Annotated in this window: 19 protein-coding genes; 11 read left to right on the forward strand and 8 right to left on the reverse strand. The window is 65.6% G+C overall.

The window, feature by feature from the left end:
• Position 1 precedes the first annotated feature (1 nt).
• Positions 2 to 853: a class 1 fructose-bisphosphatase gene (locus QQ977_RS08800; RefSeq protein WP_285925329.1), complete on the forward strand. Its 852-nt coding sequence runs from the start codon at positions 2 to 4 to the stop codon at positions 851 to 853.
• A gap of 111 nt (positions 854 to 964) precedes the next feature.
• Here the strand turns inward: QQ977_RS08800 and QQ977_RS08805 are convergent, their stop codons facing one another.
• On the reverse strand, positions 965 to 2176 hold the full coding sequence (locus tag QQ977_RS08805; protein ID WP_285925330.1) for a RimK/LysX family protein: 1212 nt from the start codon (positions 2174 to 2176) through the stop codon (positions 965 to 967).
• A gap of 7 nt (positions 2177 to 2183) precedes the next feature.
• Positions 2184 to 4454: a pyruvate, water dikinase gene (gene ppsA / locus QQ977_RS08810; protein ID WP_285925331.1), complete on the reverse strand. Its 2271-nt coding sequence runs from the start codon at positions 4452 to 4454 to the stop codon at positions 2184 to 2186.
• 98 nt (positions 4455 to 4552) lie between these two features.
• Between ppsA and QQ977_RS08815 the strand changes: the two genes are divergently transcribed.
• Both QQ977_RS08815 and QQ977_RS08820 read left to right on the forward strand, forming a co-directional pair.
• Entirely contained in the window at positions 4553 to 5797 is a 1245-nt protein-coding gene (locus QQ977_RS08815; RefSeq protein WP_285925332.1) for a glycosyltransferase, read from the forward strand.
• 180 nt (positions 5798 to 5977) lie between these two features.
• Positions 5978 to 6865 carry a universal stress protein gene (locus QQ977_RS08820; RefSeq protein WP_285925333.1) on the forward strand — a complete coding sequence of 296 codons (888 nt, stop codon included), beginning with the start codon at positions 5978 to 5980 and terminating at the stop codon, positions 6863 to 6865.
• 33 nt (positions 6866 to 6898) lie between these two features.
• Here QQ977_RS08820 and QQ977_RS08825 read toward each other — a convergent pair whose 3' ends face one another.
• Positions 6899 to 7861 (reverse strand): sugar phosphate nucleotidyltransferase, encoded by a 963-nt coding sequence (locus QQ977_RS08825; protein WP_285925334.1) that lies wholly within the window; start codon positions 7859 to 7861, stop codon positions 6899 to 6901.
• 277 nt (positions 7862 to 8138) lie between these two features.
• Between QQ977_RS08825 and QQ977_RS08830 the strand changes: the two genes are divergently transcribed.
• Complete coding sequence (locus tag QQ977_RS08830) at positions 8139 to 9515, forward strand: ADP-dependent glucokinase/phosphofructokinase (RefSeq protein ID WP_285928688.1); 1377 nt, start codon at positions 8139 to 8141, stop codon at positions 9513 to 9515.
• A gap of 20 nt (positions 9516 to 9535) precedes the next feature.
• On the opposite strand, the gene QQ977_RS08835 is transcribed toward QQ977_RS08830, so the two are convergent.
• Both QQ977_RS08835 and QQ977_RS08840 read right to left on the reverse strand, forming a co-directional pair.
• The gene (locus QQ977_RS08835) at positions 9536 to 9745 is read right to left on the reverse strand and encodes a hypothetical protein (protein WP_285925335.1); all 210 of its coding nucleotides are present in this window, start codon (positions 9743 to 9745) and stop codon (positions 9536 to 9538) included.
• A gap of 2 nt (positions 9746 to 9747) precedes the next feature.
• Positions 9748 to 10920 carry a hypothetical protein gene (locus QQ977_RS08840; protein WP_285925336.1) on the reverse strand — a complete coding sequence of 391 codons (1173 nt, stop codon included), beginning with the start codon at positions 10918 to 10920 and terminating at the stop codon, positions 9748 to 9750.
• A 312-nt stretch (positions 10921 to 11232) separates the two neighbouring features.
• On the opposite strand from QQ977_RS08840, the gene QQ977_RS08845 reads away from it, so the two are divergent.
• Positions 11233 to 11688, forward strand: coding sequence for a pyridoxamine 5'-phosphate oxidase family protein (locus QQ977_RS08845; RefSeq protein WP_285925337.1), 456 nt, complete (start codon positions 11233 to 11235; stop codon positions 11686 to 11688).
• Positions 11689 to 11787: 99 nt separating this feature from the next.
• On the opposite strand, the gene QQ977_RS08850 is transcribed toward QQ977_RS08845, so the two are convergent.
• The gene (locus tag QQ977_RS08850) at positions 11788 to 12462 is read right to left on the reverse strand and encodes an HD domain-containing protein (protein WP_285925339.1); all 675 of its coding nucleotides are present in this window, start codon (positions 12460 to 12462) and stop codon (positions 11788 to 11790) included.
• Between the two features lie 329 nt (positions 12463 to 12791).
• Here QQ977_RS08850 and QQ977_RS08855 point away from each other — a divergent pair, with 329 nt between their 5' ends.
• From QQ977_RS08855 to QQ977_RS08870, 4 genes are all read left to right on the forward strand, one after another.
• Positions 12792 to 13208 carry a cobalamin B12-binding domain-containing protein gene (locus tag QQ977_RS08855; protein WP_285925340.1) on the forward strand — a complete coding sequence of 139 codons (417 nt, stop codon included), beginning with the start codon at positions 12792 to 12794 and terminating at the stop codon, positions 13206 to 13208.
• Entirely contained in the window at positions 13205 to 14287 is a 1083-nt protein-coding gene (gene meaB / locus QQ977_RS08860) for a methylmalonyl Co-A mutase-associated GTPase MeaB (RefSeq protein ID WP_285925341.1), read from the forward strand. The genes QQ977_RS08855 and meaB overlap by 4 nt, the downstream gene beginning before the upstream one ends.
• Before the next feature lie 44 nt (positions 14288 to 14331).
• Positions 14332 to 15261 (forward strand): alpha/beta fold hydrolase, encoded by a 930-nt coding sequence (locus tag QQ977_RS08865; RefSeq protein WP_285925342.1) that lies wholly within the window; start codon positions 14332 to 14334, stop codon positions 15259 to 15261.
• A 102-nt stretch (positions 15262 to 15363) separates the two neighbouring features.
• Positions 15364 to 15603: a PRC-barrel domain containing protein gene (locus QQ977_RS08870; protein WP_285925343.1), complete on the forward strand. Its 240-nt coding sequence runs from the start codon at positions 15364 to 15366 to the stop codon at positions 15601 to 15603.
• Positions 15604 to 15681: 78 nt separating this feature from the next.
• Here QQ977_RS08870 and QQ977_RS08875 read toward each other — a convergent pair whose 3' ends face one another.
• Positions 15682 to 16068: a Zn-ribbon domain-containing OB-fold protein gene (locus tag QQ977_RS08875; RefSeq protein WP_285925345.1), complete on the reverse strand. Its 387-nt coding sequence runs from the start codon at positions 16066 to 16068 to the stop codon at positions 15682 to 15684.
• A 96-nt stretch (positions 16069 to 16164) separates the two neighbouring features.
• Positions 16165 to 17331 carry a thiolase domain-containing protein gene (locus QQ977_RS08880; protein WP_285925346.1) on the reverse strand — a complete coding sequence of 389 codons (1167 nt, stop codon included), beginning with the start codon at positions 17329 to 17331 and terminating at the stop codon, positions 16165 to 16167.
• A gap of 127 nt (positions 17332 to 17458) precedes the next feature.
• On the opposite strand from QQ977_RS08880, the gene QQ977_RS08885 reads away from it, so the two are divergent.
• Together QQ977_RS08885 and kdgK1 are read left to right on the forward strand one after the other, a co-directional pair.
• Positions 17459 to 18526, forward strand: coding sequence for a M42 family metallopeptidase (locus QQ977_RS08885; RefSeq protein WP_285925347.1), 1068 nt, complete (start codon positions 17459 to 17461; stop codon positions 18524 to 18526).
• A 122-nt stretch (positions 18527 to 18648) separates the two neighbouring features.
• A complete protein-coding gene (gene kdgK1 / locus QQ977_RS08890) occupies positions 18649 to 19602 on the forward strand; it encodes a bifunctional 2-dehydro-3-deoxygluconokinase/2-dehydro-3-deoxygalactonokinase (protein ID WP_285925349.1) in 954 nt (317 codons plus the stop codon).
• Positions 19603 to 19666 lie beyond the last annotated feature (64 nt).

Raw genomic sequence — 19666 nt, forward strand, 5'->3', positions numbered from 1 at the left:
GATGACTGATCCAGTCGACGACGTCGTCGCCACGATCGCCCGCTCGGCAGCCGAGATCCGCCAGGGACTGGTCGGTCGCCGGGGCAAAGCCGACGAGGAGAACCCAAGCGGCGAGCTCCAGGCCGAGGCCGACGTCTGGGCCGACGACCTGCTCGCCGACCGGCTGTCGTCGATCGACGGCGTCGGCCAGTACGCAAGCGAGGAACGATCCGAGATCATCGACGGCGGGGACGAGAAGGTGTACGTCGCCGTCGACCCCCTCGACGGCTCGTCGAACCTGCAGTCGAACAACACGATGGGGACCGTGTTCGGTATCTACGACGAACCGCTCCCCGCACCGGGGTCCGCACTCGTCGCCTCCGGCTGGATCCTCTACGGGCCGATCACGACGATGGCCTACGCCCGCGACGGGGTCGTCACGAAGTACGAACTCACCGGCGGCGAGCGAACCGTCGTCGAGGACGACGTCACGCTTCCCGACGACCCGCTCGTCTACGGCTTCGGCGGCCGCGTCCCCCACTGGACCGAGGGGTTCCGTGAGTTCGCCCGCGAGGTCGAGTCCGATCCGAGCCACAAGCTCCGCTACGGCGGTGCGATGATCGGCGACGTCAACCAGGTGCTGACCTACGGCGGCATCTTCGCCTATCCCGCCCTCGAGGACAGCCCCCGCGGAAAGCTCCGCCTCCAGTTCGAGTGCAATCCGATCGCGTACCTCATCGAGGCGGCTGACGGGCGCTCCTCCGACGGGACCCAGTCGATCCTCGAGGTCGAGCCAACCGACCTCCACGACAGGGTTCCCCTGCACGTCGGCAACGCCGCGTTGATCGATCGCCTCGAGGACGTACTCGAGTGAGCCGAACCGGTCTCGTCCGGACTTTTCCTCATACGGACTGCTGTAACGATTTACCGGTGCAACCGCCGGACGTGTCGCGGTTGCGCCGGAACTGACTTACAGCAAACCGTATCACTCCCCGAACGATTCGTCGCCTCGCTCGTCGAAGCGTCGGCCGACGTCGATTTGAAAGTCTCCCAGCACGTCGCGACCGAGCAGTAGCGGATACGCCGACGACGACCGATCCTCGACCGTCGCGTCGACGGTGCGTTCGGTGCCGGCGATCCCGACGACGACGTCGACGACCGGCTGGCGGCCGTTCGTTCTGCCCTTGCTCGCCGCGGGATCGCTGACCTGAATGGGACCGGCGCCGATCGCCGCCGCGAGTTGCAGGTCGATGCGCGTTCGCGAGCGCCCCGTATCGGCGCGGCCGACCACGGCTCTCGTGTCGGTCGTGCCGCTAACGACGACGCGTTCGGTGAGGCCGACGGTCGCCGCGTCGCTCTCGGCCGACTGATCCGGCTTCGGAACGCAGGAGGGGACGGAGTCGTCCAGCGTCTCCCGGAGCGTCGCGACCCGGTCACCGTCGACCGATCCGCCGGCGCGTTCGATCGCAAGCGCCGCGATGTCGGGCGCCGGACTCCGGCGCGTCGCCCGTCTGGCGATTTCGTCGACGGTTTCTGGCAGCGATTCCGTGACGTCCTCGACGGTACCGCCGCGTGCGACGTTGGTTCGCCACTCCTCGTCGGCCGCGTAGCGGTACATCGCTCCCACGACGTCGTCGTCGACCACATAGACGCGAAGGTCCCGCGGTCGCTCGCCCGCTGTCCCGACCAGTTCCTGGAGGAACGCCCGGCGTGACCCGACGCTCCCGGTAAGCAGGTCCGTCCGGTCGACTTTCCAGGCGCCCCCGCCGTGAGTCCCGACGACCGTCTTGTAGACGTGTTCCTCGCCGAACTCGTGGCGAACGCGCGAGAGCGGTTCCGATCCGAGCGCGAGTGCCGTCTTGGGGACCGGAACGCCGTCTGCGACCAGCGCCGCGCCCGCCGCGATCTTGTGGGAGGCAAGCGCCGCGGTGTCGGGGTGGTTGACGATCGGGCGAAAGCGAGCGATCGCGTTCGCGAACCCGGCAGCTTCGGCCGGCTGTTGTGCAGTCGACAGCAACAGCCGGTTGATTATCACGTCCGCGTCCGGCTCCAGAACGAACCCCTCGTCCGTGAACCGGACGAGGACGTTCTTCTCGCGGAGCCAGACGGGTTCGTGGCCGAGGTCCTCGACGGCGTTGCAGATCGCTTTCGACTCCTTGCTATTGTGAAAGCTCAGGACGCCGACCCGGACGGTCATCGTTCGGTCACTCGAGTTCTGCCACCTCAAGCAGCGTCTCGATGGCGACGTCGGGCGAGACCGAGATCGAATCGATCTCTGCCTCGAGCAGGAACTCGGTGTATCCCGAGATCGTCGAGGGGGCGTCGCCACAGATGCCGACCGGCCGGTCGTGGTCGTGGGCCGTCTCGATCACCGACTCGATCGATCGCTTTACCGACTCGTCGGTCTCGTCGAACAGCGGGGCGAGTTTCTCCGAGTTGCGATCGACGCCGAGGGTCAGCTGGGTGAGGTCGTTCGAGCCGATCGAGAAACCGTCGAACAGCTCTGCGAACCGATCCGCGAGGACGATGTTCGAGGGCAGTTCCGCCATCACGTAGACGTCCATCCCGTCTCCCGAGAGGCCGTACTCCGCCATCAGGTCGAGGACGCGCCTGCCTTCCTCGACCGTGCGACAGAACGGGACCATCACGATCACGTTGTCGAGTCCGACGTCCTCGCGGACCTGCCGGAGCGCCTCGCACTCGAGGCGAAACGCCTCCTGGAACGCCTCGTCGTAGTACCTGGACGCGCCGCGCCAGCCGAGCATCGGGTTATCCTCTTCGGGTTCGTACCGCCGGCCTCCTTCGAGGTTGCGGTACTCGTCGGTCTTGAAGTCGCTTAGTCTGAAGATGACCTCGTCGGGATAGAACGCGGCGCCGATCTTCGCGACGCCGGTTCGTAACGCGTCGACGAACCGTTCTTCTTCGCCACGCTCGAGCAGCGCAAGCGGGTGATAGCCGACGTGAGACGTCACGATGAACTCCTCGCGCGCCAGCCCGATGCCGTCGACCGGCAGGTCCGCGAGCGCGAACGCCCGGCCGGGATCGCCGAGGATCAGCCTGACGTCGGTGTCGGTCTCGGGGAGGTCGTCGACGACTTCCTCGTCGACCTCGTACTCGAGGTCGCCCTCGTAGACGCGGCCGGTGTCCGTCGAGCAGTCGACCGTCACGTCGGTTCCGTCCGACAGCGCGTCGGTCGCATCTCCGGTGCGAACGATCGCCGGGATACCAAGCTCCCGGGAGACGATCGCGGCGTGGGAGGTCTTGCCGCCCCGGTCGGTGACGATCGCACTCGCGCGTTTCATGACGGGAACCCAGTCCGGATCGGTCATCTCCGTGACGAGGACGTCGCCCTCCTCGACCTGGTCCATCTCCCGGTGATCCGAGAGAACCCGGACCGTTCCGCTCGAGATCGCGTTGCCGATTGCGACGCCTTCGAGCAACTGCTCGCCCGTCTCATCGAGACTGTAGGTGCGGATGACGTTCGATTCGGTCGCCCCGTGGACTGTCTCGGGCCTGGTCTGGACGACGAACAGCTCCTCGAGATCGCCGTCGACGAGCCACTCGATATCCTGTGGCGTCTCGAAGTGCTCCTCGATTCGGGTCGCGTACGTCGCCAGCTCCCGGATCCGATCGTCGTCGAGCGCGAACGCCTCTCGCTTGTCCTCCGGCACCGACTCGAGTTTGGTGCCGCCGTTTCGACGGACCATTCGCTGGGACTTGCCGCCGAGTTCTTTCTCGACGATTCCCGTCGTCGGCTTGAAGACGACGTATCTGTCGGGGTCGACCACACCCTGGACGATCGGTTCGCCGAAGCCGTAGGCCGCCTCGATCGTGACGACGTCGTCGAAGCCGGTGTCGGGATCGAGGGTAAAGAGCACGCCCGAGGACGCCAGGTCGGCCCGCCCCATCTTCTGGACCGCGACGGCGAGTTTGACCTGGAAGTGATCGAAGCCCTTGTTCTCGCGGTAGGCGATCGCCCGATCGGTAAACAGCGACGCGAAGCAGTGTTTGATCGACTCGAGCAGTTCGGTCTCGCCGGCGACGTTCAGGAACGTCTCCTGCTGGCCAGCGAAGGAGGCATCGGGGAGGTCCTCCGCGGTCGCGGAGCTCCGGACGGCGACTTCGGGGTCGTCGATCTCGAGGCGTGACGCCAGCGCGTCGTAACGGTCGACGATCGCGGACGCGAGCTCTTCGGGCATCGTGGCCTCCGAGATCGTCCGCCTGATTCGCTCGCCCTGTTTCTGGAGATCGGCGACGTCCTCGACGTCGAGTCCCTCGAGTTCGTCGGCGATCGTCGCCTCGATCCCTGTCTCCTCGACGTAGTAGTCGTAGGCCGACGCGGTCGTCGTGAACCCCGGCAGGACCGGCACGTCGAGAGAGGCGAGTTCGCCGAGGTTCGCGCTCTTGCCACCGACCGCTGCCGTGTCCTCGCCGCTGCAGTCTTCCAGCCACTGGACGAATTCGGTCTCGGTCATCGATTTGGCGATCCGACTACGAGTACGGCAATAAAGCAGTGGGGAGACTGTGCCCCACAACTGATACCAGTACCGTCGTGGTAGGACCGGTACCGACGATGCACCCGCCCTCGCTCCCGGACCGATCGATCGAGGCGTACGCTGCCGTGACGGATGACGATCGGCTCGAGCGGCTCCGAGAACTCACAGCGACGCTCGAGGACGCCCGCATCCTCCATCTCAACTCGACGGCGACCGGCGGCGGCGTCGCGGAGTTGCTCCGGTCGATCGTTCCCCTCTGTCGTGACCTCGGTCTCGACGATAACTGGCTCGTGATGGACGCCGGCGACGACTTCTTCGAGGTGACGAAGGCGATCCACAACGGGCTCCAGGGCAGCGAATCGCCGCTGACCGAGGCGATGAAAGCGACCTATCGCGAGGTAAACGAGCGAAACGCCGCCGAACTCGAGAAGACCTACGACGTCGTCGTGATCCACGACCCACAGCCGCTGGGTGCGATCGAGTCGATACGCGAGACGATGCCGGAGGCAGCGATCGTCTGGCGCTGTCACATCGACCTCACCGATCCCGTCGAGGAGTACCTGACGTTCGTCACCGACTACGCCGAGCAGGTCGACTACGCGATCGTCAGCCGATCGGCCTACGGGGCGGCGATCGATGGCCCGGAGACGAGCGTCGTCCACCCCTCGATCGACCCGCTGACGGCGAAGAACCGGTCGCTGGACGAGGAGACGGCAACGGCAGAGTGTGACCGACTCGATCCCCTCTCGTTCGACGCGCCGCTCGTGACGCAGGTGTCGCGGTTCGATCCGTGGAAAGACCAGTTCGGTACCCTCGAAATCTACCGTCGCGCCCGCGAGTCGATTCCGGAGCTGCAACTGGCGCTGGTCGGCGGGATGGCCGGCGACGATCCGGAGGGGCTAGAGCTGTACGAACGGGTCGCCGAGGAGGCGGTCGACGATCCGAACGTGCACGTGCTGACAGACCTGCCGGATACGGCGGTGAACGTCCTGCAGCGTCGGTCCGACGTCGTCGTCCAGAAGTCTCTCCGCGAGGGGTTCGGCCTCGTCGTCTCGGAAGCACTCTGGAAGCGTACCCCGGTGGTCGGTTCGAACGTGGGCGGCATCCCGCTTCAGATCGAGGACGGCCACAACGGCTATCTCGTCGAGCCCGAGGACGTCGAGAGCGCCGCGGACCACGTCGCCGGCCTCCTCGAGGACGACGAACGTCGACGACGGTTCGGCGAACACGCTCGCGAGCACGTCCGCGATCGGTTCCTGTTGCCCCGCCAGCTCGAGGAGCTACTCGAGATCTTTCTCGAGGTGTGCGACCTCGAGTCGTGATCGCTGTGAATCGTCTTTGCGAATGTCAGCACTCAGTTAGGCATAAATATCTCGACAAGTGAGCGTATATTGTAATATCGCTCGAGTTTAGCCCTCGTTCTGAACGACGAGGCTGTGCTGGTGTGTCGGTCTGCTATCATTCCCTACACCATTATCTGACGAGACGGTGAGTGGCTACCCATGAGTCGGCTCATCGAGCGGGTGCTGATACCGACCGACGACAGCGACGGAGCTCTTTCGGGGGCGAAACGCGGGATCGCGCTCGCATCGCGGACCGGTGCCGACGTCCACGTCCTCTCGGTCGTCGAGACTGGCAACGAGCCGCCAGAGTACGACGACGAACTGCTCGCCTCGCTCGAGGCGCAGGCGGAGGGGGCGGTCGAGACGGTCGAGCAAATGGCCCGTGACTACGACGAGGAGGTCGACGTGACGACTGTGGTCAGACGTGGCATTCCGTTCCAGTCGATCAGGGAGTACGCCAACCGACGCGAGATCGACGTCGTCGCTATGGGAACGACGGGACGGGCCGGGATCGACCGAATCCTGCTCGGCAGCGTCACCGAGAACGTCCTCCGGACCGCTCGAACGCCCGTGCTCGCGGTGCCCCCGAACGCGGACCAGCCCGCGATCGACGACGTGGCGTTCGATCGGCTCCTCCTGCCGACCGACGGCAGCGACGGCGCCGAGATCGCAGCCGAGTGGGGGATTGCCCTTGCAGATCGGTTCGAGTCGACCGTTCACGCGCTGTACGCCATCGACACGAGTCCCTTCTCGGCGATCGGTGACGAGGTCCCGGAGGCGCTCGGACACCGAGGGGAAACGGCGGTCGAGTCCGTCCGGAAGCGTGCCGGCGACGCCGACGTCGACGCCACCGGATCGATCGCGACCGGGTCGCCGACGGACGTCATCCTCGAGTACGCGACCGACGAGGACGTCGATCTGATCGTCATAGGGACCCACGGCAGGACGGGAATCGGACAGTGGTTCCTGGGGAGTGTCACCGAGAACGTCGTTCGTCAGGCCGACGTCCCGGTGTTCTGTGTACCCGTCAGCGCCGACTCGCCGTGATGGTCGTCGTCGCGTTCGGCCACGGCCGATCCGTCACTTCGGAATCCGCGTGTACTCGCCGATCATCGCCTCGACGAACTCGCGGTCGCCGAGCGTGGCTCCGTCGTCGACGATCGATCGCTGCAGGGTCGTTCCCTCGAGCGTCGCGTCCGGGAAGACCACCGCCCGCTCGAGGTCGGCGTCGACGACGGTCGCGTCTGCCATGACGTGGACGTTCGATCCGATCGTCGCGTTCTCGACAGTCGCCGAGTCGACGACCAGCGACTCGCCGTCCAGTTGCCAGGAAACGGCGTCTAAGTAGCTCTCCCGCGTACCGACGTCGAACCAGCTGCCGTCGAACGCGTAGGCGTAGGTCGGCTCCCGGGCCTGGAGCCAGGAGACGAACCAGCCGGGTTCGTCCGGGTCGTTGCCCTCTTCGAGGTACGTCTCGAGCAACGACAGCGTCTCGCGGGGAAACGCGTAGCAACCGATCGAGACGCGCGTCCCCGGCGGGTCGTCGGGTTTTTCCTCGAAGTCGACGACGCGATCGTCCTCGAGATCGACGACCCCGTAGGACCTGGCCCGTTCCCGGTCGCCGACGTCGTAGACGGCGATCGTCGGCCCTTCGCGTCGGTCGAAGTACTCGAGGAAGTCCGCGATCGAAAAGTCGAAGACGTTGTCGCCGGCGATCACCAGCAGGTCGTCGTCGACTCCCTCGCGCTCGACCAGCTGGCCGAGTGCCCCGACGACGCCAAGTTTCTCGTCTTCAGCGTGCGTCTCCTCGATCGACAGCCGCGGTTTGTCGTAGTCGCCGTCGGCCAGGTGGGCCTCGAAGTCGGGAGCGAAGCGTTCGTTCGTGCTGACGTAGACCGTCTCGATCCGGTCGTCGGCCTCGAGTTTGGCGTACAGTCGATCGAGGACGGTGGCCCCCCCGAGCGGGAGGAACATCTTCGGGCGGTGTCTCGTGATCGGCCACAGCCGGGTCGCGTAGCCGCCGGCGAGGACGACGGCGTTCATCGGCTCACCTCGCCGGTCGCTCCCGGCTGTCGACCCCGTCGTTTCGGCTCGGCCTGCGCGAATCGACTCGGTTCGCGTCCGTCGAACGGTCGCCTGTGTACACGCATACGTATCCGGGCGGTCCCCTCCGAACTCCCACGACGTCAGGTATAACGTTTTCACCCCCGCGATCCCCGGCTGGACCGACCCACAATCGTGGCGACCGGTTCGACCCGATCGACGGCCGGTGCGTATCGGGCACAGCATTAACCCGCTGGGTATGGGAGTAGCCGGCGAGATGACCGACGCCCGCACCCAACTCGAGGCCGACGTCGACGCACTCGAGGGTTTACCGGTGTTCGTCGCCTACAACGCGAACGTCGACGCGATCGTCCGGGTCGACGAGGAACTCGAGTCGTTTCTCGAGCGGCCGTCCGATCCCGGAACGGCGCTTCCCTCGAGCCCGCTCGAGTCCAAACGCGAACTCGCGGCGGCGATCGCGCACACGATGGCGGCCGGCCGGGGCGACGAGATCGCGATGGCAGACGCGTTCGCGCGGACGCTCGAGGCGGAACTCGAGCCCGACAGCCAGCAGATGGGCGGTCAGGCGGGGATCATGACGAACCTGCTCACCGCGCTGGGGACGTCGCCGATCACGTACACGTACCTGGTCTCCGAGCGACAGCTCTCGATGTTCGAACGCCCCGACGAGGTGGGGTATCCGACCGTCGAGGACGGACAGGTGCGCTACGTTCCCCTGCCCGACGCCGTCAACACGGATCGGACGAAGATCAACTGGGTGTTCGAGTTTCGGAAGGGTGACGACCTCTTCGGCGTGACTGCACGGGAAGATACCCGGTTCATCGCCGCCTCGAGACCGCCGGAGTTCGACCTGAGCGCGGGCGAGCTCGACGAGCGAGTCGGCCAGGTCGGCGAGGTCGTCGACGGCGCGTTACTGGCGGGGTATCACAACCTCACGCCCGACCACGTCGAAGACGGCTACGAGGAGACACACCGCCACGCACGCGAGGTCATCCGCCGACTCCGGTCGGGAGGCGACGTCGACGTCCACATCGAGTACGCCGTCACCCACGACGACGACCTCAGAGAGAGCATGTACGAGTGGATCTTACCGGCGGCGAACGTCGTGGGCGCGGACACCCACGAGCTGACCATGCTCCACGACGACGCGGGGATCGACGCCGTCGCAGAGCCGCCGTCGGAGGCGACACCGTTCGAACCGGACGAGATTCTCGACCACTACCGGATGCTCGAGGCGGTCCGCGAGGAACTCGGCGTCGACTGTCTCCAGTTGCACGCGATGGAGTACCACCTCGCCGTGATGGAATCGTATCACTCGCCGGAGGCGCTTCGCCGGGGGCTCGAGTTCTCCGCCGTCAACGCCGCAGCCAAGGCCGCGAAAGGTGAGATAACGTCACCCGCGGACCTGGAGACCGGACTCGAGTACGAGCCCTCGGCGATGGGGCGGGACGCAATCGAGTTGCTGGCAGATCATCTCGGCGAGACGGCCGAGGATGGGGTTCTCGTGACCCCCACAGTGGCTGCCTGTCCCAACCGCGTCGTCGACGACCCGGCGGGAACGGTCGGCATCGGCGACATCGTCTCGTCCTCGAGTTTCGTCCTCGAACTCGCCGTTGCCAACGACCGCGGCTGAGACCCACTCATACGGATGGCTCAGTCCGATTCGAGACGCGCCCACGGCGAGGTCACCTGGACGTACGCGACGACGCCTACCAGAAGCAGGAGGTAGAACTGCCACCGCGTCCAGCTCCCCGAGAGCGCGAGCAACGTCACGAGCAACACCCACAGTGCAATCGCGAGGAGGTCCGCGAGGAGCCGCCAGCCGTTCGCAACGATCGTTCGCCAGCGACTCGTGCGTGTCATGTTCAGAAGTGATAGCCGTACTTCTCGGTCAGTCGGTAAGCGGCGGTGCCCCAGACGTAGTTCTGTCCCGGCCACCACGTCCGGGCGTTGTTGAATCCCGCGATGAGGACGCCGTCTTCGATCGCCTCCGGATCGGGATGGTAGCTCACCGAACCGCTGTCGCCGTCGGTCATGTCCATCTCTTCGCCCCACCGAATCTGGTCGCGCCGGCAGTACTCGTCGGTGAGACAGGTCACCGCGTCGATCCCCTGGATGTCGCCGGTCGTATGCCCCGTCATAGTGCCGACTTTCTCGAGCGGTTCGTCTTCGGCGACGAGAGTGGCTAACCCGAGCCGGGTGAACTGACCACGGACGCGTTCGGTGACTGCTCCGTCGAGTCTGCTATCGGGTTCGTAGCCGTCGACCGGGGCGGCGACGACGACGTCTTCGACGGGATGGTCGTGACGAATGCGTGCGACCTCGACCTGATCTAGATCCTCGTTCTCCCGATCCAGGATCGGGACCTCGAGAGGCTCGTCACGCGGGTCGTCGATCGACGCGTAGGCGTGACTTGCCGTCGCGAAGCAGGGTCCCTCAGTCGGGTGATACAGCGCCGGCGCGAGCGTCGCTAAGTCGCCGTCGGTCTGGCAACCGATCCCGCCTGGAATGGGCTCGCTTACGGTCTCGGCGAACGTGGGCGTGACGTCTTCGTGACCGTCCTCGAGTTCCTCGACCGTCTCGACCACCTCGACGTCGTGAGGGATCCCCTCGAGGAGCCGTCCGATGGTGTCGATCGCCCGATCGAACTCCTCGGCGACGATCTCGACCGAGATACGTGCGCTGCCGGAGTCGTAGCCGCCGGGTACGACCGTGCTGCCGAGATAGCCCGCGATCGGCGTCTGAGCGAGGAGATCGTTCAACTCGACGGCCTTCGTGACCGCAGCGTACCAGTCTTCGGGAACGGGTCGAGTCCGTTCGGTGATCGAGGTCGGATCCGACGGATCGTCCCTGACCAGCGCCGTCACGACGGGGATCGTCTCACTTCCGGCCGAGAGAAACTCCTCGGCACCGAGTGCGTGTGCCACTCCCAGCGCGTACGCGCCGGTCCCGACCGTCCGGAGGAACTCGCGCCTGCTCGCCCCCTCGAGTCGCTCACGAACCGTCGCGATTCGATCGTCGGAATCCTGTTCTGACATGCTTCGATAGCCGCCTGGACGAGTCGTGAGCCGACAGTGACGGGTGGACACGCCGAGATCTCGAGACGAACTGTCGCCTTCGGCGAATCGGACGGTTTCGTGTCGACTCTCGTAAACGCCCACGTACCGGCTGATCGCGGTCTAGCGATACTCTCGGTGGTAGTACCGAAGGTCGTTATGCCTGCATTCTACGCTATTGATAACCGCTGTCGTGCGGTTGCGACACGACTCCCGCCGTCTTCGTCGGACGGCTACCGACCGACGCCACCAGCAGGTTTTTTCGCTCGGTCGTCCTACGTGTGGCTGTTTCACATGCCACCGGAGTTTACCGAGTCGGAGACCGAACTGAGCCACGAGGCGTGCGAGGAGATCCTTCGGGACCGGGGAACCGGCGTTCTGTCGCTCGCCAGCGGAGACGAGGCGTACGCGGTGCCGATCTCGTTTGGCTACGCAGGAGAGACGGAGACGGTCTACGTGAGCTTTCTCGGCTACTCGGCCGACAGCGAAAAGGTCGCATTCGCCGAGGACACCAGCCGTGCGTCGCTCGTGACGTACGACGTCCGCGGGAAGTTCGACTGGACGAGCGTGGTGGTCCGTGGACCGATCCGCGAGATCGACGACGACGAGTGGGACGGTCTCGTCGATGCCATCGAGGACAATGCCTGGTATCCGAGCCTGTTCTCCACGTCAGACCCGCAAGGGAAACTGCGCGGGTTCGCACTTACGGTCGAAGAACTCAGCGGACTCGAAGACGACTCGGGCGCCTGACATCCACCACACGGCTAAAGCCGATGGGCTTTCGCCTCGCTACCGCTGTAATCGGGCCGCTTTTTCGAGTGCTGACAGGCGACGCCACGACCGTCGACGTCACTCGCCCATGACGGCGATCTCGTCTTCGAGCCACTCGCGGAACCAGCGGACGCGTTTGAGTCGCTGGTGGGCGATGCTCTCGGCGGTATCGCTTCGGACGCGGTTTGCAGCGTCGATACCCCGTTCCATCACCCGATCGACCATTTCGTCGGCGTCCATGTGAGACCGTGCCTCATAGCCCATCCGCAACAGAATCAACGCCGTCCCGTTCGCGCCGACTTTATCGAGCAGGTCGGCCTCGACGAGACACTGGGCCTCGAGCGTGAGGTCCTCGAGATCGCCCTGGTAGGAGTGGTTCTCGATGGCACGACACACCTGCTCGACGAACGACTCTGGATACTCGCCACGAGACTCGAGGTACTCTCTGGCGACGCGTGCGCCGGCTTCGGCGTGCAGTTCCTGATCGGTCTCGAGTTTCGCCACGTCGTGAAAGAGGGCAGCGACGCGCGTGACGTCGACGTCTGCGCCTTCGCTGCGGGCGATCTCCTCGGCGAGGTCGACCACGTTGAGGATGTGGTTGTGCCGGTACTCCGCCGAGTGCCAGGGGTACCAGCGCATCCGTCCGCCCTCGTCTTCTTTCTCGACGCTGGCAGCGAGATATTCGAAGACGAACTCCTGCATCGCCTCGAACTCGGCGTCGCTTACCTTCGTTTCTCTTATTTCGACGCCCACGAGAGATCCCTCCGCAGCATACGAGCGGTAGTCATTATACGAATGATAGGCCGATTCGCTCTTTAGCCTTTGGTTCGGTTGCTTCGCTGTGAAAGGCTCGGACAACGCCGCCCTCGGACGGCCAATCTCGTGACGTTCGTGCCAACCGATACGTCTGTCCGGGACGGTGTGCCCGGCCCTCTCGACGGCGTCGTCACGGCTCGCGGTCGGGAGTACAGCGGCTGTCGCGACAGGTACGATCACTGCCACGAACGACGAGACGAGGAATGTCGAAACAATCCTTGGTATTTTCCGTTAAAGTCAAACGAGAGCGTCCGAAACACTGTAGCATGGGTAGCGAACAAGAGCAGGAATCGATCCGGTGTCTGGTAGCCAAAGTCGGTCTCGACGGTCACGACCGTGGCGCACACGTCATCGCACGTGCGTTTCGCGACGCCGGATTCGAAGTGATCTACTCCGGGTTGCACAAGGCTCCGGAGGAGATCGTGCAAGCGACGGTCCAAGAGGACGTCGACGTCTTGGGTATCTCCATCCTCTCGGGAGCACACAACACGCTCATTCCGAAGATCATGGACGGCTTAGAGGAGTACGACGCGGCAGCGGATACGCTCGTACTGGCCGGCGGCGTCATCCCGGACGAGGACAAGGAAGGATTGAAAGAAGAAGGCGTCTCGGCGGTGTTCGGTCCCGGCACCTCCATCGATGAGACGATCGAGTTCGTCCGCGAGAACGCCCCGGAGCGATGAACGAAAACGACGAGCAACTGCTCGAGGAACTGCTTGCCGGCAAGCATCGGGCGCTCGCACGGACGATCTCGAAGATCGAGAACCGCTCGCCGGGATATCGGGCCCTCGTCTCGGCGCTGTACAGCCATACGGGAAACGCCGACGTGGTCGGAATTACTGGCAGTCCAGGCGCGGGAAAGTCGACGCTCGTGGATAAACTCGCCGAGACCTACCGCGATCGAGGTGAGACGGTCGGCGTGATCGCCATCGACCCCTCCTCGCCGTTTACCGGCGGCGCGGTGCTCGGTGACCGCATCCGGATGGCCTCGACGGTCGGCGACATGGACGTCTTCGTCCGGTCGATGAGCGCACGCGGCACCCTCGGAGGGCTGTCGACGGCGACCGCAGATGCCGTCAAGGCGATGGACGCCTTCGGCAAGGACAAGATCATCATCGAGACCGTCGGTGCGGGCCAAAACGAGATCGACATCGTCCGCACCGCAGACAGCGTCGCCGTCCTCGTTCCGCCGGGCTCTGGCGATTCGATCCAGACGCTCAAAGCCGGCATCTTAGAGATCGCGGACGTCTTCGTCGTCAACAAGTCCGATCGACCCGGCGCGGACCGGACGGTACAGGAACTCTCGGAGATGATCGAACTCGGTGAGGGCACAAGTTTCGGCGGCACTGGCCATCACGGCGCGGACGCGATGGACGTCCACGGCGGCGACGCCGACGACGACGTAGACGAGACGGATACGGACGACTGGACGCCGTCGATCGTCGAGACCGTCGCCACGGAAGGCGACGGCGTCGACACGTTCATCGAGGCACTCGCCGACCACCGCGCGTACCTCGAGTCCTCGGGCGAACTCGCCGAGAAGGCCCGCCAGCGATACGCCGAGGAGATCCGAACCCTGCTTCGTGAGGACGTCCACGCCCTGCTCGAGGACGAACTCGAGCGAGCCGGCGGCATCGGCGAACTCGCAGAGGCCGTTCGGCAGGGCGAGACCGATCCGTACGCGATCGCCGGCGACGCGTTAGCGCCCGTCGAGGAGTGCATCGATACGCTCGAGCGCGAACCCCTCGAACCGATCGACTGAGTGTCGTCCCCAGATCTAAGCCCGTTGCCGTCGAAACTGGCGGTATGACGCTTCGAACGGCACTCGCCGCCACCACCGGTGCGGTTGGGGCGGCGGTCGTCGGGAATCGGTTGCTCGAGCGACGCGCTGGCGAACTCGAAAACCCGCTGTCTGGCGTCGAGCGCGAGTACCGCTGGCGCGGGATGACCGTCACCTACACGACGGCCGGCGATCCGTCGGATCCGGAACTTCTCCTGTTACACGGCGTTCACGCGGCGGCAAGTAGCTACGAGTTCGAGCCGATCTTCGAGATGCTGGCCGAGCACTTCCACGTGATCGCGGTCGACCTCCCCGGATTCGGCCGGTCTGACCGGCCGCCGCTCGTCTACTCGCCGACGATCTATACGGCGTTCGTCCGTGCGTTCGTCGCCGACGTGACCGACGAGCCGATCGTCGTCGCCTCCTCGCTGGCCGGTTCGTTCGTCGTTGCCGCCGACGAGATCGAGACCGAGATCGATCGCCTCGTGTTGATCTGTCCGACCGCCGAGACGGCTCGCGAGCGTCCGTGGCTGCGAACGCTCCTCAGGACGCCGATCGTCGGATCGACGCTGTTCAACGCCCTCGCGAGCAAGCCGTCGATCCGGCGCTTTCTCGAGCGGGAGGGGTACTACGATCCGGCCAGCATCGACGCCGACGAACTCGAGTACGCCTGGCGAAGCGCCCACCAGCCCGGGGCGCGTTTCGCCCCGGCGTCGTTCGCTGCGGGCACGCTCGATCCCGACGTCGATCTCGAGGCCGACCTCGCCGCTCTCGACGTCCCCGTGACGCTCGTCTGGGGGCGAGACGCCGAACTCGTCCCGCTCCGGGAAGGCCGGGAGCTGGCCGAAGCCGCAGACCTCGAACTGGTCGTGATCGACTACGCGACGCTGTTACCCCACGCCGAACACCCCGAGGCGTTTCTCGAGTACGTCGAGTCGGAGCTTCCTCGAGCGTAACGGAGACGGCGTCGCTCGCGCCGATGTCGCTGTCGACGAGCTGATCGCCGCGGCACCTGCAGGCAACAGATACAGTCTCGTCTCTCCCGGATCGTCTACTGTATGTCTCCGAACATAACCGGCGACGACGAAGGAAAACGTGTCGTCAACGCAAACGGCGAGAAGATCGGTCTCATCGAAGACGTCGAGGGCGGTACCGCCTACGTCGATCCCGACCCCGGCATCACCGACACTATCGCGTCGAAACTCGGCTGGGGCGACGCCGACGAGGAGACCTACGCCCTCGAGGAGTCAAACGTCGAATCGGTCACCGACGACGAGATTCGACTGCAACGCCTCTAGGCGGACCACCACACCGTCACGACGCTGTTTTTGACGACGGACGACGAATGCCAAATGCCGAACCGGGAGTCGCCGTCGTTATCGTGGCCGGAGCGTAAGCACCCGTTCGTCGGTCGTCTCGGAGATGCCGACTGCGGGTTCGACTGTGAGCCCGTTCTCGATCTCTTCGAGGTCGACGCCAGCGACCTGACCGGTCACGCGAACGGGGCCGAAGTCTGCGACCGCGGTCGCGTAGGGGGCGTCCTCTTCGAACGCCGGCGTCGGGACGTGCGTGATCGTGAACGTCTCGACCTCGCCGCCTGCCGGCAGCGGTCGTTGCTCGAGGTCGGTCGCGCCACAGTCCGGACAGACCCGGCGGGGCGGTAGGGAACCGTGTCCCTCGGGACACTCGAGGTAGTACGGCTCGTCGTCCTCGAGGGCGTCGAGCCATTCGTCGAAGGCACCGTCTCGCGGTTCGTCGCTCATGCGACCACCTCCAGAGCAAGCACTGGCGTAGTCGCTTTCACGTCGCTCATGCGACCACCTCCAGAGCAAGCACTGGCGTAGTCGCTTTCACGTCGCTCATGCGACCACCTCCAGTACGTGAACCGTCGCACTCGCGACCGTGCCACCCGCGTTGTGGGTGAGGCCGGTCGTCGCGTCGGACACGGCGTCGCTGTTGACGTGATCGCCACGCAGCAGCGACGCCATCTCGGCGATCTGGGAGACGCCGGTCGCGCCGACGGGGTGGCCTTTCGCTTTGAGCCCGCCGGAGAGATTGACCGGCGTCTCGCCGTCGGCGGTCGTCCGCCCCGCTCGAGCCGCCGAGACCCCCTCGCCGACCGGCTCGAGCTCGAGCGCCTCGAGGGCGAGCACCTCGGCGATCGTAAAGCAGTCGTGGACCTCGGCGAGGTCGACGTCGCTCGCCTCGAGGCCGGCGTCTGCATAGGCCTCTTTACCTGCTTCGCGTGCAGCAGGCGAGCGGGCGAGGTGTTCGCGATCGTGCAAGGCGATATTGTCCCCGCCCTGGCCGGTACCGGTGATCGCGACCGGCGCGTCCAGGTCGTGGGCCTCGACGTAGGACTCGCTCGCGAGCACGACCGCCGCCGCCCCATCAGAGATCGGACAGGAGTCGTACAGCCCGAGCGGCGAGGAGACCGGCGGCGCCTCGAGGACGTCTGCGACGTCGATCGCCTGCTGGTACTGGGCCTTCTCGTTCTCGAGGGCGTTCTCGTGATTCTTGACCGCGACGTGTGCGAGGTCCTCGCGGTCGCCGCCGAACCGTTCGAAGTACGCCTGAGCCATCAGCGCGTACGCGCCAGGGAAGGTCATCCCTGCGCGTACCTCCCAGAGATCGTCGGCGGCGATCGCGAGCGCCTCGGTCGCACCCGCGGTGCCGAGGTTCGTCATCCGTTCGGCACCGCCGACGAGCAAGACGTCGTTCTCGCCGTTGCGGATGCGCATGGCCGCTTCACGGACGGCCGTCCCGCCGGAAGCACACGCCGACTCGTATCGCGTCGCCGGAGCCCGTACGCCTGCGGCTTCTGCCATCAGCGGCCCCTGGTGACCCTGGTGTTCGGACAGTTCGCCCATGAAGTTGCCGTAGAGAACGCCCTCGACGTCCTCTCGGGGAACTCCGGAATCGTCGAACGCCTCGATGCTCGCCTCGCCGAAGAGGTCCCGGCCCGTCCGTTCGGCGAAACTGCCGAACGGCGTGAGACCGACGCCGACGACTCGTACGTCACTCATACACACCCACTATAGCGAACCGAGACGTTAATACCTCGCGGTTGGTACGCACGCCTTACGCGACGTTTCTCTCGGCCTACCATCTTCGTTCCCGGAGTTTATACGCCAAACGATCCCATTCGAGGACATGAGCGACGTCCCGTTCGATCTCGACCTGCTCGCGGAACTGACCGAGACCTCCGGCGTGCCGGGCTACGAGGACCGCGTTCGTGACCTCGTCCGGCGCGAACTCGAAGACAGCGTCGACCGGCTCGAGACCGACGCGATGGGCAACGTCGTCGCCACGATAGCGGGCGAGACTGACTACGCCGTCGCCGTCGCGGCTCACATGGACGAGATCGGGTTCATGGTGCGACACGTCCGCGGCGACGACGACGGCTACGGCTTTCTCGAGCTCGATCCGCTCGGCGGCTGGGACGCCCGCGTCCTCAAAGCCCAGCGGGTCACCGTCCACACCGAAGACGGCGACCTGCCGGGCGTGATCGGTTCGCCGCCGCCACACACGTTAGACGAGGACGAACGCGAGGAGACGCCCGACGTCGAGGACGTCTACGTCGACCTCGGGCTCCCGACTGAGGTGGCCAAAGAGCGAGTCTCTCCCGGTGACCTCGTGACGATGGACGCCTCGACCGAGCGCGTCGGCGAGACGGTCACCGGGAAGGCACTCGACGACCGGGTCTGTCTGTTCGCGATGCTCGAGGCCGCCCGCCGGATCGAGGAGCCGGAGGTGACGATCCACTTCGCCGCCACCGTCCAGGAGGAAGTCGGCCTTCGCGGCGCTCGCGCGCTCGGGGTCGACGTCGATCCCGACCTGGCGATCGCACTCGACGTCACCGTCGCCAACGACGTCCCCGGCTTCGAATCCGGCGAACACGTCACCCGGCTGGGCGAGGGGACGGCGATCAAGCTCAAAGACTCGAGCGTCATCACCAACCCGAAGGTCCACCGACGGCTGCAGTCCGTCGCCGACGAGGCGGATATCGACTACCAGCTCGAGGTCCTACCAGCGGGCGGAACCGACACCGCGGGCTTTCAACACACATACGGCGCGAAACCCGTCGGCGCGATCTCGGTCCCGACGCGATATCTCCACACGACAACCGAGACCGCTCACGTCGACGACGTCGCCGCGACGATCGATCTGCTCGCGGCCTTCCTCGAGCGCGAGGACGGCGAGACGGACTACACGCTCTAGCTGGATCGCTCGCCGGGCCGGTTGGATCGACACGTCGGCTGTGAGTCGGTACCGCTGGGACCGCAAGACGGTTCGCGGTTGCATCCCGCTCCATTATGCCGCCGGTCGTCGACACGTGACGTATGACGGATCTCGTCACGTTCGGCGAAACGATGCTCCGGCTGTCGCCGCCCCGGCACGAACGTCTCGAGACTGCGACCGCGCTCGATGTCCACCCGGGCGGTGCCGAGAGCAACGTCGCGGTCGCCGCCTCTCGTCTCGGCGTCGATGCCACGTGGCTCTCTAAGCTGCCGGACTCTCCGCTCGGTCGTCGGGTGGTCTCCGACCTGAACCGGTACGGACTCGAGGCCGACGTCGTCTGGTCCGACTCCGGCCGACAGGGCACCTACTACCTCGAGATCGCAGGCGGTCCCCGGGGAACGAACGTCGTCTACGACCGGGCCGACGCCGCGGTGACGACCGCGACGGCGGACGAACTGCCGACCGAGACGATTCGAGACGCGGAGCTGTTTCTCACGAGCGGCATCACGCCCGCGCTGTCTGCGACGCTCGAGCGAACGGTGACCGATCTGCTCGAGATCGCACGGGAGGCGGACACGCGAACCGCCTTCGACGTGAACTATCGAAGCAAACTGTGGTCCCCGTCGACGGCACGGGAGACGCTCGAGACGTACTTTCCGCTGGTGGACGTGCTCGTCACGCCAGCCCGCGACGCCCGCACCGTCCTGGGAGCGGCCGGCGACGCGGGTGAAATAGCCACGGCACTCGACGACGAGTGGGATTTCGAGACGGTGATCGTCACCCGCGGTGCAGACGGCGCAGTGGCGTCTCACGAGAACTCGCTCGTCGAGCGACCGGCGTTCGAAGCCGAGACGATCGCACCGATCGGGACGGGAGACGCGTTCGTCGGTGGCTTTCTCGCGAGCCGACTGGCCGGCGACGACGTCGGGACGGCACTCGAGTATGGGACCGCCGTCGGCGCGCTCAAACGAACGATTCCGGGCGACGTCGCGATCGTCGACCGTGCGGAGGTCGAACGCATCGTGGCGGGAGCACACGCGACGATCTCGCGGTAACGGTAGCCGTCAGGATTCTGCTCGGGCTGTATGTCGCGTTTACTAACGTGTTGGGGGAACAAAT

This window comes from Natrialbaceae archaeon AArc-T1-2 (assembly GCF_030273315.1).
Lineage (GTDB): Archaea > Halobacteriota > Halobacteria > Halobacteriales > Natrialbaceae > Tc-Br11-E2g1.